Source organism: Pseudomonas sp. TKO26 (genome assembly GCF_003225665.1).
GTDB lineage: Bacteria > Pseudomonadota > Gammaproteobacteria > Pseudomonadales > Pseudomonadaceae > Aquipseudomonas > Aquipseudomonas saponiphila.
Genome location: NZ_QKLN01000012.1, coordinates 121,335 through 137,846, shown reverse-complemented (window position 1 = coordinate 137,846; position 16,512 = coordinate 121,335). Strand labels below are relative to the sequence as shown.

Here is a 16,512-nt window from a genome sequence, read left to right as displayed (position 1 = left end):
CCTCCTGCCGTGGGTGGGTCAATCCTTCATTTGCAGTGCCCATTGCCGGGCATACACGCCATCCAGGGCGAGCAGCTGTTGGTGTGTGCCTTGTTCGAGCACCCGGCCCTGATCGATGACCAGAATCCGGTCCGCGTGGCGCAGGGTGTTGAGGCGATGGGCGACACTGATCACCGTGCGGCCACGGACGATGCCCTGCAGGTTGGCCATCACCGCCGCTTCCGATTCGTAGTCCAGGGCACTGGTGGCTTCGTCGAGCAACAGGATGCCGGGGTTGGTCAGCAGGGCCCGGGCCAGGGCGATGCGCTGGCGCTGGCCGCCGGAGAGCTGGCCGCCGCGCTCGCCGACCTCGGTTTCGTAGCCCTGGGCCAGGGCCTCGATAAAGGCCGCCGCCCCGGCCAGTTCGGCGGCGTGGCGCACTTGCGCATCGCTGGCCTGGGGCCGGCACAGACGGATGTTCTGGGCCACGCTGCCGGCGAACAGCACGCTTTCCTGGAGTACCACGCTCATGTTGCGACGCAGGGCCACCGGGTCGGCGATGGCCAGGTCGATGCCGTCCACCAGCACCCGGCCGTGCTGGGGTACATAGAGGCGCTGCAGCAGGCGGGTCAGGGTCGACTTGCCGGAACCCGAGGGCCCGGTAATGCCGACGAACTCGCCCGGCTGGATCTCCAGATCCAGCTGGCGCAGCACCTCCTGGCCGTCTTCTTCGTAGCGAAAGCGCACCCCCTGGAAGCTCACGCCGCCCTGCAACGCCGGCACCGAGGCCAGGCCGCCGCTGCCGCTTTCACACTCGCTGTCGAGGATGTCCCCCAGGCGGCGCAGGGAAATCAGCGTGTGCTGGAAGTCCTGCCAGACCTGGGCCAGGCGCAGGATCGGCTCCACCACATGCCCGGCCAGCATGTTGAAGGCCACCAGTTGGCCGGGGCTCAACTGGCCGTCCAGCACCAGCATCACCCCCCACCACAGCAACAGCGCCGCGGTCAGCTTCTGGATCAGGCCGATGCCCTGCCCGGCCCAGATCCCGACGATGCGGGTGTGGAACGCCGCGCGCACATAGGCCGCCAGCTGGCGCTGCCACTGCTGCTGGAAGGCGCTCTCGATGGCCCCGGTCTTGATCGTCTCGATGCCGCTCACGGTTTCGGTGAGAAATGCCGTGTTGGCCGCATTCAACTCGTACTCGCGCAAGGCCCGGCTGCGCAGCAAGGGGCCCACGCACAGCCAGAAGAGGAAATACAGGGCCAGGGAACCCACCACCACCCAGGTCAGCAGCGGCGCGTAGCTGTACATCACGGCGATGAACAGCCCGCAGAACGCCAGGTCCAGCACCAGGGTCAAGGCCGAGCCGGTGAGAAACTGGCGGATCTGTTGCATCTCACCGACCCGGGCGATGATCTCGCCGCTCTGGCGCCGCTGGAAATACCCCAGCGGCAACTGGATCAGGTGCTGGTACAGGCGCGCGGACAACTCGGCGTTGATCTTGCTCGCCACATTGCTGAACAGCCAGGAGCGCAGCAGGCCGAACAACGGCTCGAACAGCGCCAGGGCCAGCATGGCCAGCCCAAGCACTTGCAGGCTCGACAGGCCGCGACTGACCAGGACCCGGTCGATGATGTTCTCGAACAGCAGCGGCGTGACCAGCGCCCCCCCTTGCAGCATCAGCGACACCAGCAGCACGCTGCGAAACTGGCGCCCATGTTTGAGGATCGACGGCAGGAACCAGGAGACACCGAAACCCGCGGTCTTGAGTTGCACGTGCCGCTCGGCCAGCAGCAGCACCTCTGCCTGTCCCTGGTCATGGCCCTGCCAGAGCGTCGCCAGCTCCTGGCGCGACAGGCTCTGGCATTGCCCCTGCAGCGGCCAGAACACCCGGACCTGGTCGTCCTCCACCGCATCCAGCACCGCCCAGCCGTGAGTGGTGTTCAACAGTGCCGGCAGCGGCAGGTGATGCAGGCGTTGCACCCGGCTCTGCACCGCCCGGGCGCGCAGGCCGATCCAGCCGGCGCAGCGCCGCAGGTCAAGGCTGTCGGCCGGACCTTCGACCCGTGCCAGGCGGTGCGTCAGTTGCGCCACGCTGATGCTCAGGTCGAAGCGTTGGGCGGCCCAGGCCAGGGCATGCAGGCCGCTGTCGAGCAGCGTCGGCGAAGGTTCAGCAGAGAGGTCGAAAGCGCTAGTCATGTTCAACGCTCGCGCAACGCTTCGGACTGATACTCGCGAATCGGACTCAGCAGGTAATTGACCCCCCGCCGCTCGCCGGTGCGGATCTCGCCGGTCACGCTCATCCCCGCCTGCAAGGGCATCCAGCCCTGCCCTGCGGCGATGGCCGCGCGCTCCAGGCGAATCCGCGTGGGGAACACCAGCCCCAGCTGTTCGTCCTTGATGGCATCACCGGAGACATGCTCCACGGTGCCGCGCAAGGTGCCGTAGCGGGTGTAGGGAAACGCATCCACCTTGATCTCCACCGGCTGGCCGGCCCTGACGAAGCCGACGTCCTTGTTCAGCACCATGACCTCGGCGTCCAGCTCGGCCCCTTCGGGCACGATCACCAGCAACTGCTGCGCTGCTTGCACGGCGCCGCCCAGGGTATGCACCGCCAGTTGCTGGACCACGCCGTCCACCGGTGCCAGCAGGGTTTGCAGGCGCTGGCGGTCACGACCACGAATCAGTTGCTGCTCAAGCACAGCGATCTCCTGCTGGCTGCGGTTGAGCAATTCATGCTGCTCGCGCTGGGTCCGGGCCAGGAAGCTGTCGCGCTGCTCCTGGCGGTTGTGGGCCTGGGCCTTGAGCACCTGCAGCTCGGCCTGTTGCTGGGCCAGCGAACGCTCGACCTCCAGTTGCTCCTTTTCCTGTTCCAGCAACTCGACCATGGGCAGCAGTTGTTCCGCCGCCATCGCCCGGCGGGCGTGGAGCCGTTTGCGCACGTTGCTGGCCAGCTTGCCCAGGGCGCTGATCTCGCTGCTGCGGGCACGCTGATTGGCCTGATTGATGGCGATTTCGGCGTTGAGGCTGTCCAGGTTGGCGCTGATTTCCTTCCAGGTACTGAGCAGTTGCTCCCGGGCCGCGGTCGCCTGCTGTGCATCCAGGCCTGCCGGCGCCTGGTAGCTGTGCAACGGCTCCGGGGTCAGCAAGGCGCGGGCCCGGGCCAGTTCCAGGCGCTTGAAGTCCAGTTGCGTGCGCAACTCGCTGAGCTCGGCGTCGATGCCGATCGGATTCAGCGCCACCAGCACATCGCCGGCCTTGACCCGCTGGCCGTCACGCACATGGATGGCCCGCACCTCGCCCGCCTCGTGGGCCTGGATCACCTTGGTGTAGCTGGAGACCATGAGGCGCCCGGCGGCACTGGCATGAATGTCGAGAAAGCCGAGAATCGCCCAGCCCAGGGCCAGCAGGATCGCCAGGATCAGCAGCAGCGCCGTGCAGCGCGCCCAGGGCGCCGGTGGCCGCTCGACAATTTCCAGGTAGCCGGGCTGGAACTCGAACTCGTCGCGGCTGCGCTTGAAGCGCGTGCGCGCCTGCCACAGACGTTGCCAGGCGCGACGCCCGCGAGACAACAACGTAACGAACATCATGCTTGCCCCTTGCTCAGCGCCTGCTGCAACGCCCACAGGCGCGCGTAGCAACCGCCATTGGCCAAGAGCTGCTGATGGCTGCCGGATTCACTGATACGCCCCTGCTCCAGGGCGATGATGCGTTGGCAATGGCGTACCGCAGACAGGCGGTGGGCAATGATGATCACCGTGCGTCCCTTTGCGATGCGCGCCATGTTGTCCTGGATCAGCGCCTGGGATTCGTCATCCAGGGCGCTGGTGGCCTCGTCGAAAATCAGCAGGCGCGGGTCGCCCATCAGTGCCCGGGCAATGGCGATGCGTTGCCGCTGGCCACCGGACAACGAGCTGCCGGCTTCGGCCAGCACCGTGTCGTAGCCCAGGGGCAGGCGCAGGATGAACTCATGGGCCCCGGCCAGGCGCGCCGCGTCAATCACGCTTTCCAGGGAGGCCGTGGGATGGCGCAGGGCGATGTTGTGACGCACGCTGCGGTTGAACAGGTAGTTTTCCTGGAGCACCACGCCGATCTGGCTGCGCAGCCAGGCCGGCTGCAGCTGATCCAGGGGCAAGCCGTCGATCAGGATGCGTCCGCCATCGGCGGTATAGAGCTTCTGCAGCAGGCGGGTCAGGGGGCTCTTGCCGGACCCGGACGGGCCGACGATACCCAGGGTCTGTCCGGCGGCGATATGCAGGTCCAGGCCGCGCAGCACCCAGTCCAGCTCCGGACGGTAGCGGAACTGCAACTGTTCGATGCGCACTTCGCCCCGCAACGCCTGTGCCGGACGCAGATCACCCTCGGCCTGCTCCACTGGCAGGTTGAGCATGTCCCCCAGCTTGTCCACCGACACCCGCACCCGGACGAACTGCTGCCAGACCTCGATCAGCTTGGCCACAGGCTGGCTGACGTGGGACAGCATCATGTTGAAGGCAATCAACTGGCCGATGCTCATCTGCAGTTCGATGACACGGCTCGCGCCCCAGCAGATCACCACCACCGCGGTGACTTTCTGCAACAGCATCACCGCCTGGCTGATGGCGCTGCCCAGGGTCTGGCTGGCAAACCCGGCCTCGACCATCTGCGCCGTCTGCGATTCCCAGCGACGCTGCATGCGCGGCTCCACCGCCAGGCTCTTGATGGTTTCGCTGCTGCTGACGCTTTCATTGAGAAAGGCGCTGTTGCGCGCCGCGCTGTAGAACTGGCGCTCGATGCGCTTCTCCAGCGGGCCGGTGCTGAACCAGGCCAGCAGCGCATACAGCGGCAGGGTCAGCAGCACCAGCAGGGTCAAGGGCCAGGAAATCCAGGCCATGACCGCGAAAAACACCAGGGTAAAGGCCACGTCGACACACAGGGTCAGCAGCGAACCGGTGAGGAACTCGCGGATGCTGTCCAGCTCCTGGACCCGAGTGATGATCGCGCCCACTTGGCGCTGCTTGAAATACAGCAGCGGCAAGCCCAGCAGATGGCGCAGGAGCTTGACCCCAAGGCCGATGTCGATGCGATTGGCGGTGTGCGCCGCCAGGTATTCACGCAAGCCCTTGAGCAACACCTCGAACAGGCCCACCAGCACCAGGGTCATCACCAGCACGTCGAGGGTCGACAGCGCCCGGTGGACCATGACCTTGTCCATCACCGCCTGGAAGAACAACGGCGTCGCCAGGGCCAGTACCTGCAGCAACAGCGAGCACAGCAGCACCTCGCCGAGTATCCGCCGGTGGCGCAGCAGCTCTGGAATGAACCAGGACAGATCAAAGCGCAGGCCGCTCTGGCGCAGGCGAATCACCTCCCCGCTCCACTGCTCGGCCAACTGCGGGCGATCGAACATGTCCGGGGTTGGCATTGAGGGTCGCTGCACCAGCGCCTGGGTGTCCGAGAGCCGCGCCAGAAGCATGAATTCGCCGCTGTGGCTGCGCCAGACCAGGGGCAGCATCTTCGGCGTCAGTCGGGCCAGCGCCAGGCGTTCCAGGCGCAGATCGACACCGGCATTGCGCGCATAGTCCCCAAGGGCCTGGCGCAGGTCCTGAGCGGGAGGCTGCTCCTGGGATGGCGGCTGGGCAGCTGGCAGTACCCGTTCCTGGGTCAGTTGCAGCAGCAGATGGCAACAGGCCAAGGCGGAGTGAACGGCCGTAGCGGCCGCGGATGAGGTGGCAGACAGCGCTGTCATAGCGGCGCGTCCGCTGAAAACGGGCTTCGGGGTGGTGCAATAGTGACTGGCATAGACCGCTCGTTGCTTGCTCCAGGGAGCGTGGAGGCACGAACGCAGTCTGAGTCAGCTAATTGAGAATGATAATCAGCAGTTTGATTGAAGCGTTTTAACTAAAACTTGAAGCTGTCCCATCAATCCCCTGCATGCGCATGTCGCGCATGCAGGGCATTAGCGCCTCGGGCTTTATTGGCTTGCAGCCAGAATGGCCGAGCGCAGCTGTTGGCCGGCTTTGCTCGGATCGGCGTTTCTATCGCTCAGAAAGTGGCTGACCACATCAAAGATGGCCCCTTGCACGGCCTGGGACGTGGACATGTTGAAGGCCATGCTGGGGATCAGCGTGCCGGCCTTCTCGGCGTCGGCGAAGTCTGCGGCCGAGGCCTGTGCGCAGGGATCGAACAGGCTCATGTCCAGGCCCTTGATCACCGGGACCGAGCCTTTGTTCTGATTGAACGCATATTGAAACTCCGGCTCCAGGGCCACCTTGGCCAAGGTGTCACGGGCAGCAGCGTTGCCGGGCGTAGCGTTCTTGGTGGACAGCTTGAACATGGCCAGCGAGTCGATGGTGTAGCTGTAGATTCCTTGCGACCCCGGGAAAGGTACGCACTGGTAATCGCTGCCGGCCTGCTTGCCAGCCGCCGTCCACTCGCTTTTCGCCCAGTCCCCCATGATTTGCATGCCGGCTTTGCCGTTGATGACCTTCGCCGCTTCCAGGTTCCAGTCCTGGCCCGCTCCATCGGGGTCCATGTAGCCCTGCAGCTTGCGCAGCGCGCTGAACACCTCGGTCATCTTGGCGCCGGTCAGCGTCTGTGCGTCGTGTTCAATGAAGGCCTGCCTGAAGCCCTGTGTGCCCATGATGCTCAGCACCAGGGCTTCGAACACCGTGGTGTCTTGCCAGGGTTGGCCACCGTGGGCAAGCGCGATGAAGCCGGCTTGCTTGAGTTTGTCGGCCGCCGCGTAGAGTTCTTGCAAGGTTGACGGCGCCTGGGTCACGCCGGCCTGCTTGAGCACTTCGGGATTGAGCCACAGCCAGTTGATGCGATGGATGTTCAGCGGCACCGCGACATAATGGCCGTCATATTTCATCAGCTCGGCGACGCTCTCAGGCAGCCGACCGTCCCAGTGGTTGGCCTGGGCCACGTGGTCGATCGAGGTCAACAAGCCCAACCTGCCCCACTCCTGAATATCCGGCCCCTTGACTTGTGCGGCAGAAGGCGGGCTGCCGGAGACGGCGCGGGTTTTGAGTATGGTCATGGCGGCGGCCCCACCGCCTCCCGCCACGGCGCTGTCGCGCCAGGTGAACCCTTGTTCTTCGACCAGTTGCTGGAGCACGCCCACCGACTTGGCCTCTCCTGCGGAGGTCCACCAGTGAACGACTTCAACGCTGCCCTGGCTCGGCGCGGCCTGCGCCATGGGCAGCAACGCGAAGGGCAAGACGCCGGCTAGGGAGATGGCGGCGAGGCAATGGATCGGTTTCATTTTCGTACCTTTTTTATTGTTATGAACGACAAGCAAGGCGTCGGCTGGGCGCCGCGGGTTCAACGCCCAGCAGCGGTTTTCAGGGCAGGCCCAAGCCCTTGCGACCCGTGGCATTCAACTGTTGCGTGGTGAAGCGGTGCTTCCAGGCCGTCTCGTAGTGCTCCGGCGGAAAATCATCCGGAGACCGGCCCGCCTCGAAGGCGTTGTAGGCGGCCTTGGCGTAGTTGAGGTTCTTGGCGCACATCGGCGCTGCCGGCACGTACATCACGTTGCCCCAGCCTTGCTGGTTCGCCACCGGGGCCACACTGTGGATCAGGTCGCAGTGCCACCACACGGAATCCCCTGCCTGCACGTCGGGGATCGGCGTCATGCCCTGAACCAGCAGTGGGTGCCATTTTTCCGAAACCGGTAGCACCTTGCCCGGGGCTACGCCGCACAACTCGGTGTCCGCCACGTCATTGAGCAACGGGCGCAGCAGCAGGTAGGCAATGGCCTTGGGAATCGGCAGGGTCTGCAACACGCCTTGATCGGCGCGCATATCGGACAGCGCCGTCCAGCCCTGAAAGGTTCTGAACGCCGAGCACTTGACCGTGTCCTGGTAGGCGTACTCATCGACCTCTGTGCGATGGGCGGCATCCCAAGGGTCATAAGACTTGAAGTCATTGTTGTAGATCTTGTCGAACACCTTTGTGTACGCCGGATGCAACCAGCGCTCCAAGGCGCCCGAATCGGTGTGCGGGCCCAGCCCGCTTGAGGTGGTGCCCGGTGGACGGCGGCGTACCCGGTCCGGGTAAAGCAGGTTGATGTCCGGGTTGAACCACTGCTGCCCCTGGGACTGAAAGTTCCACAAGCGATTGAGAAATGATTGTGCCGTCGCCATGCGTGGGTCCTGGCGCAGTTGCATTTGCGCGCTTGACCAATAGATCGGGAAGATCTGCGGGCGCGACGCATCGAGGTTGGCAAAGAACTGATCGATGGGGCCGCGATAGACCCGATCAAAATCGTTGCTGTCGAGGTATTCCAGCAGCTCGCTGTCCCATCGCAGCACCTGCTCCCTGGGGAAGTGGTTCTTGATCACCAGGCAGCCACGACGCTTGATCTGCGCCACCTGTTCCTGGGTCACCTGCCCCCTGGCGATGGCGTCGAACTCAAGCACCGGCCACGCCGATCCGCTCTGCGCTCGCTGCTGTTTGATTGAGGCGATCTCTGCGCCAATGAACTGGCTGACCTCGGCAAACAGGCCGTGCACATCGCCTATCTGCGCCCGCAGCGCGTTTTTCATCTGGACGATACTGTCCTGGTAATGCTCGGGCAGCTCAGCCCGCGCGAAGGATTGATACTGACTCATGGGGCACCTGAAGACTGATGGTTTCGTCAGGCATGAAAGCACCACAGGTCCAACCAAGGCAGCCTCGTTTCGGGCGTTGAGCAATACGATTCTGGCGTTTGCCGGTATCACGGCGCAGTGATCGTACACAGACCCGCCAGGCGCCTGGCTGGCAGGTCAGCGGAAATGATGCCCGTGCAGGCGGCGGAACGCTGAAGGGGTCAGGCCTTTTTGCGCCTTGAACTGCCGATTGAACAGCGCTTGCGAGGCGTAGCCCACCTCCTCGGCGATCATCGACACGGCCAGGTTGCTTTGCATCAGCAGTGAACAGGCATGGCCAATGCGCAAGCGCACGATGTAGTCCAGTGCGCTGCAGCGGGTGTGCTTTTTAAACATCCGGTGGAACGCCGAAACGCTGACGCAGGCGATCTGCGCCAACAGCGGCAGACTGACGGCGCCGGTGTAGTGCCTGTGAACGTAGTCGAGGACTCGAAGGATGCGCGCATCCTCGGTGGTGCTGTGAGCCGGCGCATCCACCCCATGGGCTGCGGCGATCTTCCTGGCGTCGCTATCTTGCGACAGCGCCCGCAGCACCACCAACAGGGAAATCAGGCGTTGCGCAGCGTCCTGATCAACCATCGCCTCAATGACCGGCCGCAGTTCACGGGCGGTGGCCGCGCTGAAATGCAACGCGGTCCGCGCCGCACTCAGCAGCCTGCCGATGGCAGCCATTTCCGGGCACAGTCTGATCAACGACGCGGCCCACGCCTCGGTGAACCAGATGACCAGGGCGACATGGGGTTGGCCTGGGTCGATGCGCTCGACCGAGGACCAGCTATGGGGGACGTTCGGCCCCACCAGCACCAGATCCCCCTCCTCGTACGGCGCCACATCATGACTGATGTAGCGGTGCCCACGGCTGTTCAACGTCAGTGTCAGCTCGTACTCCGGGTGGTGATGCCACTCGAACGGCAGGGTATCCGGCAGCCGCCTGTTCAACAGCGTCCAGGAGGCAGTGGCGTCGATGGGAACCTGTTCAAAACTGGGCTTGAGCATCTAGCGCCCCCTGCAAGAGTGAAAACGCCACGATCGTATCAGCCAATGCCCTCACCGGTTGCGCCAGCCCTGAACCGCGATGGCAATCAGCGGTCAAAATAATCCTTCAAGCCCATCCATCCCTGCACGCAACCCTTTAATCTTGGCGACACGTTTTACAGGTCGTTGCGAGGCGTTGTCTTTACGTGTCGAATACGCAGCGTCAATCCGAGAGCATGAAATGCCACTGTCTGTTGAGTTACTGCCATGACTCATGTGAGTCAATCGCTGCGCCAGTGGCGGGCGCTGATCCTGACGCCGCTGCTCGCTCTGATGGCCTGGGTGCCCTCGGTGTCTGGCGCAGAGCCCCTGGGCTTCGACCTGTACATCGCCGAGGCGCCGCCTTTATCGATGCTGGACCAGACCGGCCTGCATGGCATCGTCGGTGATGCGACGCAGGAGGCGGCGACCCGGGCCGGTTATAGGCTGCATTTTATCGAAGTGCCCTGGGCACGAGCCCAGCAAAACGTGCGCAAAGGCGTCGACAAACTGATCATTCCTCTGTCGCGCACGCCGGAAAGAGAAGCCGATTACACCTGGATCGCGCCCATCATGACCATGGACAGAGCCTTCTTCAGCCTGCACACGCGCGTCGAAACCCTGCAGCAGGCGCGGGAAACCTTTGCTCGGATCGCCGTTGGCCGTGGCAGTGCCCAAGAGCAGAAGCTCCGGGCTGAAGGCTTTGCCGACAACCAGATCTATCCGTTTGAAATTGGCGAGAACCCGGCGCAACTGCTGCTGATGGGACGGGTCGACGCCTGGTTCAACGGCATTCCCGAAACCCAGAGTATCTGGCGCAAGGTGTCGACTCAGCCGTTGCAGGTCAGTCCGGCCTTGATGAGCACCGATCTGTACCTGGCCTGCTCCAGAAACTGCAATGCGACGCTGGTGCGCAAGCTGCGCGAGGCGGTCGAGGTGCTGCGCAAGGACGGCACGCTGGAGAGAATGCGAAAATCCTACCTCGACGCTCCCTGACCCCTGGCCCGCGGTGCGGCGCAGAACCCGGGGCACCCGGTCCGCCAGGCTTCGGCAAAGCACCGCCGCAGGTCCGCAGCACGTGCTGGCCGATGCCCCTCAACGCGAAAGCATGAACGTCTCGTACTCCAGGTCGTCCAGCGCCGTGGACAGCCGCGCCAGCCCCAGCAACACGCAGACCAGCAGCGACAGGGTGAAGCCATAGCCGAAGTAGCTCGGCCCCAGGTGCAGGCTGAGCAGGGTCAAGGCACCGTTGAGGGCGACGAACAGCAGGCACAGCTCCAGCACGATCGCCCGTTTGTCGAGGTAGAAAAACACGTTGAGGATCGCCATGAACACCACCTGGATGCTCACCCCGATCAGGTCGATGTAGAACAGCGGCAGGTAATAGCTGGACATCCCCAGCCACTCCAGCAGGCGCGGCCCGAAGAGAAACAGCAAGACCACGGTCAGCCCCTGGACCTTGCAGATTTCCAGCAGGCCCTGGCGGATCGAGAAGGTCATCTCGGCCTTCAGCGAACCGATGTGCTGCAGGGTTTCGCCGTCGCGTACCGCGCGAAACAGCCGGTCGTACCACTCGGCGAAGTCGGTTTCGATCCGCACCAGGAACACCGCCATGCCGGGAATGATCGCCAGGTAGGCGAGGAAGATCGGCAGGTCGTAGAGGATCGAAGCCCGCAGCGGTCCGATCACCTGGCTGGAGGTGTTCGGGTTGAACCAGAAGATGAACTTGTCGATCCAGATCCCCAGGTTGTAGCAAAGCCCGGTCAACAGCAGGCTGAGGAACACCTGGCGGCGGTCGAGGAAGTCGAAGGCCACCAGCTTTTGCGCGCGGTACTCGCGCAGGATGTCGTACAGAAACAGGAACAGCAGCGAGCTGTGCCCCAGCAGCAACGCCAGCAGCAGCCCTTCCATGCCCATGTGCCGCAGGAAGAACGCGCTGCCGACCATCAGTCCGTAGCCCGCCAGCATCACCAGCAGGATGCGGTTATAGGCCTTCATCCCCGAGAGGAAGATGATCACCAGCCACAGATTGCACAGCACCACGAAGTTGGCCAGGGTCATCAGGCGGTAGATCAGCGGCTGGTCGAACAGGGTCACCAGCAGCAGGATGCCCAGCACGCCGGAGCCCAGGGTCACCAGCAACAGCACACCGACCAGGTTCGGCAGGATGTGCTCGTACTTGCGCTCGAACAGGCGGTCGGAGACGAAACGGGTGAAAAACAGCTGCAGGCCGCCGGTGAGGATCAGCGAGGTGGCCATCAGGTAGGTCACGGTGATCAGGAACTGGCGGATCAGCACCTCCGGCACCACCAGCCCGAGGCTGATCACCCCCACCAGCATCACGCTGAGAATCGACAACACCCAGGGCCCGGAACTGATCAGGCCGGCGTAGACATAGGCGTGCAGGGTCGCGGTGTAGGAGTCGCGGGAGAGAATCTTGCGCAGTTCGAAACCGATGCCGGCCATTTACCCAGCCTCCTTGTGTGTGGCGCCCATGGCGTTGTCATACAGCGCGCGATAGCGCTCGATCATCAGGGTTTCGCTGTAGTAGCGGTGCACCCGTGCCAGGCCGGCGGCCTGGGCCGACTGCCAGCGTTCGGGGCTGCGCAGCAGGTCGATGATCGCCTGTGACGTGGCCTGGGGATCGGCGATCGCCACCACCTCCCCGGCCAGCCCCAGGTCGCGGTCGGCCGCTTCGCCGCCCTCAATCAGCTCCCGGCAGGAGCCGACGTCGCTGCTGACCACCGGCGTGCCGGCGGCCCAGGCTTCGAGAATCACCAGAGGCTGGGCCTCGCTGATGGAGGTCAGGACCATCAGGCCCAGTTGCGGCAGGATGTCCTGGATTTTCTGGAAACCGAGGAACAGCACCTTCTGCTCCAGGCCGAGACTGGCCACCAGGCTGCGACACTCGGCGACGTACTCGGGGTCTTCCTCTTCCGGGCCGACGATCCAGCCTTCCACCTGGGGCATGACACTGACCACGCCGCGCATGGCCCGCAGGAAGGTCTTCACGTCCTTGATCGGCACCACCCGGCCGATCAGCCCGACCACCGGTGCAATACCGGCGGCACGGGATTCAAGGGCCTGGGTCCAGAGCTGCAGGTTGATGCCGTTGGGAATCACCTGGGTACGCTCCGGCGGCGCGCCGTCCTTGATCTGCCGTTGGCGGTTGCCGTCGTACAGGGCAATGATCTGGTCGGCGCTCTCGTAGACCAGGTGACCGATGCGCTCGAAAAAGCGCACCCAGAGCATGCGGATGTAGCCCGAACCGCTGTCCATGCTGTCGTTGAGCGCCTGGTTGCTGCTTTCGGCGATCCAGCTGGCCTGGGCCAGGTCGATCTTGCGTTCCTTGGTGTAGATGCCGTGCTCGCTGAGCAGGAACTGGCAGCCCCACAGCTGCTTGAGCAGGCAGCCCACCAGCCCGGCGTAGCCGGTGGAAATCGAGTGCAGGACCCGGGCCCGGGGCATGCGCCGGGCCGCGGCGGCCAGCATCAGCAGCGGCGACTGCATGGTGCGCAGGGTCCAGAAGTAATTGACGAAGGACGGATCGGCGCAATGCTGCTCGTAGCCTTCGGTCAGCGCCTCCCAGCTGGGGCGGCTGTAGAGCACGTCGTCCAGGGTGATCCGCGCCTGGGCCAGGGAATCGAGCACGCTGATACCCAGCGCGGCGGGCGGTTTCTCCGGGTTGTGCAGGTAACGGTAGAGGTTGCTCAGCTCTTCCAGCGAGGCGTTGTGGGCCACGCGCTTGTGCCTGGGGTTGCGCCATGCCTCCTCCAGGTAGACCTCCTCGATGTGCACCACGTTGGCCGGAATTTCATAGCGGCGCTGGCCATAGGCTTCACGCTGGCCGCCGATGAACATCACGGAAAAGGTCAACTGCGGCAGGCCGAGGATCATCTGGTGGATCCAGCTGGAGACACCGCCGCGCACGTAGGGCCAGGTGCCTTCGAGCAGCAGGCAGACATCGGCGATGGGGGTCGGGTCGACGGCGCTTTTCATGTCCAGGTCCTTACCAGCCCGGCAAAGGGCGGACGTTGCTGCATTTGCGGCGGCAGGCTCTTGAGCAGCCCGGGAATCTCGGCATAGTTGCCACTTTCAAAGGCGATCTCGGCCTGGAACGGCAAGACCTTGCCCGGGTCCATGCCGGCCTCCTGGGCCTGGTGCATGTGCAGCCGCGCCTTGCCGATATCACCGCGTTCCAGAGCGATGCGTCCGGCCAGCAACAGCAGTTCGCCGCCCTCGCCCGCCTTCAGCGCCAGTTCGGCATGTTCACCGGCCTGGCCCAGCACGTGCTGCTGCACGCTGCCCTGGGCCAGCCCCAGGTAAGCCAGCTCCCAGTACCAGCGGGCCAGGGTCGCGTGCAAGGCGCCGGCCTTCTTCGGCGCTGCGCCGGGCAACTGCTCCAGCGACGCCTGAATCCGCTGGTTGATGTCGGTTTCCTGTTTGTCGAGCATCGAATACGCCAGCAGGCGCACATCGTCGCTGGGGTCGCCCAGGGCCAGCTTGAGAATCGGCACCGCTTCCTTGCCCGGCATCCTGCGGGTGGCGAGCAACGCCGCCAGGCGCTGGTCGGGGTCCGGGGCGTGGCGCAGCACATCCTGCAAGCCGCTGTCGCCGAAGGTCGGCGAATGCAGTTGGGTCTGGGCGCGAAACGGCAGGTCGGGAATGCCCACCGCCTGCCACATCTGCACCTCGCGCTTGCGCGGCAGGTACAAGGCCGGAAAGATCGCCGCGATCACCCCGACCGAACCCAGCAGCGGAACGAAGAACGCCAGGCTGAAAATGAACAGTGGGCTCCACGGCAATGGCCGCCGATACCGCGCCGGCAGCAGCAGCCAGACCGCCGCCGTGAGCAGCGCGCAGGCGATGGCGTGACTCATTGCATACAGCAGCGCGACCTCAAGGTCAGGCAACTGCGTGGTCAGGCTGGCCCAACTCCCGACCTCGAAAAACAGCGCTCCGCTAAACAGCCACTTGCTGATCATTCAGGCCACACTCGTTGTACAGAAAGTTACGCAGTCCATCCCGTTGCCGGGCCGACTCCAGGTCGTAAGGCAACACCTTGACCCCCAGGCTCGCCAATTCCACGCTCATGCCGAAGTGCTCGTGCACCAGCTTGCCCAGGCGCGCCAGATAGCCTTGGGCGCCCTCGCTGCTGGTCAGCGGCAGGAGCACCAGCAGCAGCCCGTGCCCGCGGCTGTTGACCAGGTTCAGGTGCAGGTCCAGCCCGCGCTGACTGCGTTCGAACAGCCGCGTCAGCTCGTCGTTGGGCTGGGTCAGTTCGAAGGCATAGAGGCAGCCGGACAGGCCGTGGCGCTCGACATCCACCAGCGAACGCTTGAGCTGGCGGGTGAACTGCTGACTGTCGGCGTCCTGCAGTTGCAGTACCTGCGCATCGGCGTGCAGCAAATCGGCGATGTGCCCGGCCAGCAAGGCCAGCAGGCTGAGGGTGCGCTCCTGGAAGGCGAAGAACGGCATCTGCTTCACCGCCAGCACCGCCAGCACCTGTCCCTGGGTGTCCACCAGCGGGATGCAGGCCTGCAACGATGACACCGAGGCTTGTCCGCCACTGTCGAGCAGCTCTTCGCGCACGCTCACCAGCTCTTCGCGTTCCAGGCACAGGCGCACCAGCAGGTCCTTGTCGTCCAGGGCCGGCATGGTGCCGATGGAGGCCAGCAGGCTCAACTGGGGGGCCGCGTTGGCGGCCTGTTGCACGCGGTACAGCCCGGCCACCCGCAGCGAACCGTACTGGCCCAGCAGGGTCAGCACCGGCTCGGCCAGCAGGGTCAGGGCATCGTCGCCATTGGGCGCTGCCCGCAGCCGCTCACGCAGCCCCAGTAGCGAACTGCGCAGGCTCTGGTCGCTGCCGGCCAGGCGCTGTTCCAGGCGATCGTGGGACACCCGCAGAATCTGATGGGCCCGGGTGAAGTCGTCGAGCCGGTACTGGCGATACTCGTTGGCCATCTGCAAGCGCAGCAGGCGCCGCTCCCACAGGTCGCGCACCTCGCCCACCAGCATGCCGCAGACCAGCACGCCGACGATGTAGGACGGCGCGATCTGCGCGTAGCCCGGCAGCCCGTTCTGCCGCAGGACGAAAAACGCCGCCACCAGCAGGCTGGCGCTGATCAGGCCGCGGACAAAGCCGTAGCGCACCCCGAGCAACAGCGGCGCCAGCACCGACCAGGGAAACTCGCCCTGCACCTGCAGCGGATCCTGAGGCGCCAGCCACAGGCCGACGCCGATGACCAGGGCGGTCACCAGGAAGGTTTCCAGCCACGACGCCGGCCCGCTGGCCCGGGGCGCCAGCGCGTAGTCCATGTGTGGAGAGTTCATGGCCGTCACTCGATCCGCAGGCCGCCGACCAGCTTGTCGAGGACCTTCTGCGCCGCACCCGCCAGGCTCTCGCGTGACCAGCCGGCACGGGCGCCGCTATGGCTCCACAGCACCTTACCCGTGCTCGCCTCGACCACCCGCAGGCTGATGCCCACGGCCGGTTCGCCATCCAGGCCGTTCTTGTACTGCCACTCTTCGACGCTGCCGGACACCACATAGTCGAGCTTCTGCTCGCGGGCCCAGTCCATGGCCCCGGCCAGGCGCTCGCTATCGTCCAGCAGGGCCGGCTCGCCCTGCCCCGGCGCGCCGCTGTAGACCTGGGGTTGCAGGCCACGGCTGCTGAGCACGCTGAGCAGGATCTGCTCACTGCGCTCGCCGGCCTGGGGCGTCTGCGAATAGTTGACCAGCGGCAACACGCCCCAGCGGGCATTTTTCGACAGCTCCGGGCTGCTTTGACCGGTAAAGCTGGTGCACCCGGCCATCAGCAAGGCGGCCATCGCCAGACTCACGCAACGAAGGGATTGCATAAGGTTCACTCCTCTTTGAATTCCAT

The 16,512-nt window shown here is 64.7% G+C and carries 12 protein-coding genes; 1 reads left to right on the top strand and 11 read right to left on the bottom strand.

The genetic code is table 11. The features are described 5' to 3' along the window. Window positions 1-18: 18 nt before the first annotated feature. The 6 genes from DNK59_RS18545 to DNK59_RS18520 form a co-directional block, all read right to left on the bottom strand. On the bottom strand, window positions 19-2,178 hold the full coding sequence (locus DNK59_RS18545) for a type I secretion system permease/ATPase (protein WP_110725480.1): 2,160 nt from the start codon (window positions 2,176-2,178) through the stop codon (window positions 19-21). Window positions 2,179-2,180: 2 nt separating this feature from the next. Next, a complete protein-coding gene (locus DNK59_RS18540; RefSeq protein ID WP_110725500.1) occupies window positions 2,181-3,566 on the bottom strand; it encodes an HlyD family type I secretion periplasmic adaptor subunit in 1,386 nt (461 codons plus the stop codon). Continuing rightward, window positions 3,566-5,707 (bottom strand): type I secretion system permease/ATPase, encoded by a 2,142-nt coding sequence (locus DNK59_RS18535; protein ID WP_110725479.1) that lies wholly within the window; start codon window positions 5,705-5,707, stop codon window positions 3,566-3,568. Before DNK59_RS18535 ends, DNK59_RS18540 begins: the two co-directional genes overlap by 1 nt. 225 nt (window positions 5,708-5,932) lie before the next feature. Then, the gene (locus DNK59_RS18530; RefSeq protein ID WP_110725478.1) at window positions 5,933-7,225 is read right to left on the bottom strand and encodes an ABC transporter substrate-binding protein; all 1,293 of its coding nucleotides are present in this window, start codon (window positions 7,223-7,225) and stop codon (window positions 5,933-5,935) included. Window positions 7,226-7,304: 79 nt separating this feature from the next. Further along, on the bottom strand, window positions 7,305-8,573 hold the full coding sequence (locus DNK59_RS18525; protein WP_110725477.1) for a DUF1479 domain-containing protein: 1,269 nt from the start codon (window positions 8,571-8,573) through the stop codon (window positions 7,305-7,307). A 156-nt stretch (window positions 8,574-8,729) separates the two neighbouring features. Then, on the bottom strand, window positions 8,730-9,608 hold the full coding sequence (locus tag DNK59_RS18520) for an AraC family transcriptional regulator (protein ID WP_110725476.1): 879 nt from the start codon (window positions 9,606-9,608) through the stop codon (window positions 8,730-8,732). 246 nt (window positions 9,609-9,854) lie between these two features. Between DNK59_RS18520 and DNK59_RS18515 the strand changes: the two genes are divergently transcribed. After that, window positions 9,855-10,622: an ABC transporter substrate-binding protein gene (locus tag DNK59_RS18515; RefSeq protein WP_110725475.1), complete on the top strand. Its 768-nt coding sequence runs from the start codon at window positions 9,855-9,857 to the stop codon at window positions 10,620-10,622. A 99-nt stretch (window positions 10,623-10,721) separates the two neighbouring features. Here DNK59_RS18515 and pelG read toward each other — a convergent pair whose 3' ends face one another. The 5 genes from pelG to DNK59_RS18490 are packed head-to-tail and all read right to left on the bottom strand — an operon-like array spanning window position 10,722 to window position 16,486. Continuing rightward, entirely contained in the window at window positions 10,722-12,092 is a 1,371-nt protein-coding gene (pelG, locus tag DNK59_RS18510) for an exopolysaccharide Pel transporter PelG (RefSeq protein WP_110725474.1), read from the bottom strand. Beyond that, window positions 12,093-13,625, bottom strand: a complete 1,533-nt coding sequence (gene pelF, locus DNK59_RS18505; RefSeq protein ID WP_110725473.1) for a GT4 family glycosyltransferase PelF — start codon at window positions 13,623-13,625, stop codon at window positions 12,093-12,095. Then, entirely contained in the window at window positions 13,622-14,611 is a 990-nt protein-coding gene (locus tag DNK59_RS18500; RefSeq protein ID WP_110725472.1) for a HEAT repeat domain-containing protein, read from the bottom strand. The genes pelF and DNK59_RS18500 overlap by 4 nt, the downstream gene beginning before the upstream one ends. Next, window positions 14,589-15,959, bottom strand: coding sequence for a PelD GGDEF domain-containing protein (locus DNK59_RS18495; protein WP_110725471.1), 1,371 nt, complete (start codon window positions 15,957-15,959; stop codon window positions 14,589-14,591). Before DNK59_RS18495 ends, DNK59_RS18500 begins: the two co-directional genes overlap by 23 nt. A 5-nt stretch (window positions 15,960-15,964) precedes the next feature. Beyond that, window positions 15,965-16,486: a penicillin-binding protein activator LpoB gene (locus DNK59_RS18490; RefSeq protein WP_110725470.1), complete on the bottom strand. Its 522-nt coding sequence runs from the start codon at window positions 16,484-16,486 to the stop codon at window positions 15,965-15,967. Between the last annotated feature and the right edge of the window lie 26 nt (window positions 16,487-16,512).

What these genes read in the sequence shown, in the direction of transcription:
- pelF (WP_110725473.1), bottom strand. Translation starts at nt 13,625, where the DNA reads ATGAAAAGCGCCGTCGACCCGACCCCCATCGCCGATGTCTGCCTGCTG.
- DNK59_RS18520 (WP_110725476.1), bottom strand. Translation starts at nt 9,608, where the DNA reads ATGCTCAAGCCCAGTTTTGAACAGGTTCCCATCGACGCCACTGCCTCC.
- pelG (WP_110725474.1), bottom strand. Translation starts at nt 12,092, where the DNA reads ATGGCCGGCATCGGTTTCGAACTGCGCAAGATTCTCTCCCGCGACTCC.
- DNK59_RS18500 (WP_110725472.1), bottom strand. Translation starts at nt 14,611, where the DNA reads ATGATCAGCAAGTGGCTGTTTAGCGGAGCGCTGTTTTTCGAGGTCGGG.
- DNK59_RS18495 (WP_110725471.1), bottom strand. Translation starts at nt 15,959, where the DNA reads ATGAACTCTCCACACATGGACTACGCGCTGGCGCCCCGGGCCAGCGGG.
- DNK59_RS18535 (WP_110725479.1), bottom strand. Translation starts at nt 5,707, where the DNA reads ATGACAGCGCTGTCTGCCACCTCATCCGCGGCCGCTACGGCCGTTCAC.
- DNK59_RS18490 (WP_110725470.1), bottom strand. Translation starts at nt 16,486, where the DNA reads ATGCAATCCCTTCGTTGCGTGAGTCTGGCGATGGCCGCCTTGCTGATG.
- DNK59_RS18515 (WP_110725475.1), top strand. Translation starts at nt 9,855, where the DNA reads ATGACTCATGTGAGTCAATCGCTGCGCCAGTGGCGGGCGCTGATCCTG.
- DNK59_RS18525 (WP_110725477.1), bottom strand. Translation starts at nt 8,573, where the DNA reads ATGAGTCAGTATCAATCCTTCGCGCGGGCTGAGCTGCCCGAGCATTAC.
- DNK59_RS18530 (WP_110725478.1), bottom strand. Translation starts at nt 7,225, where the DNA reads ATGAAACCGATCCATTGCCTCGCCGCCATCTCCCTAGCCGGCGTCTTG.
- DNK59_RS18545 (WP_110725480.1), bottom strand. Translation starts at nt 2,178, where the DNA reads ATGACTAGCGCTTTCGACCTCTCTGCTGAACCTTCGCCGACGCTGCTC.
- DNK59_RS18540 (WP_110725500.1), bottom strand. Translation starts at nt 3,566, where the DNA reads ATGTTCGTTACGTTGTTGTCTCGCGGGCGTCGCGCCTGGCAACGTCTG.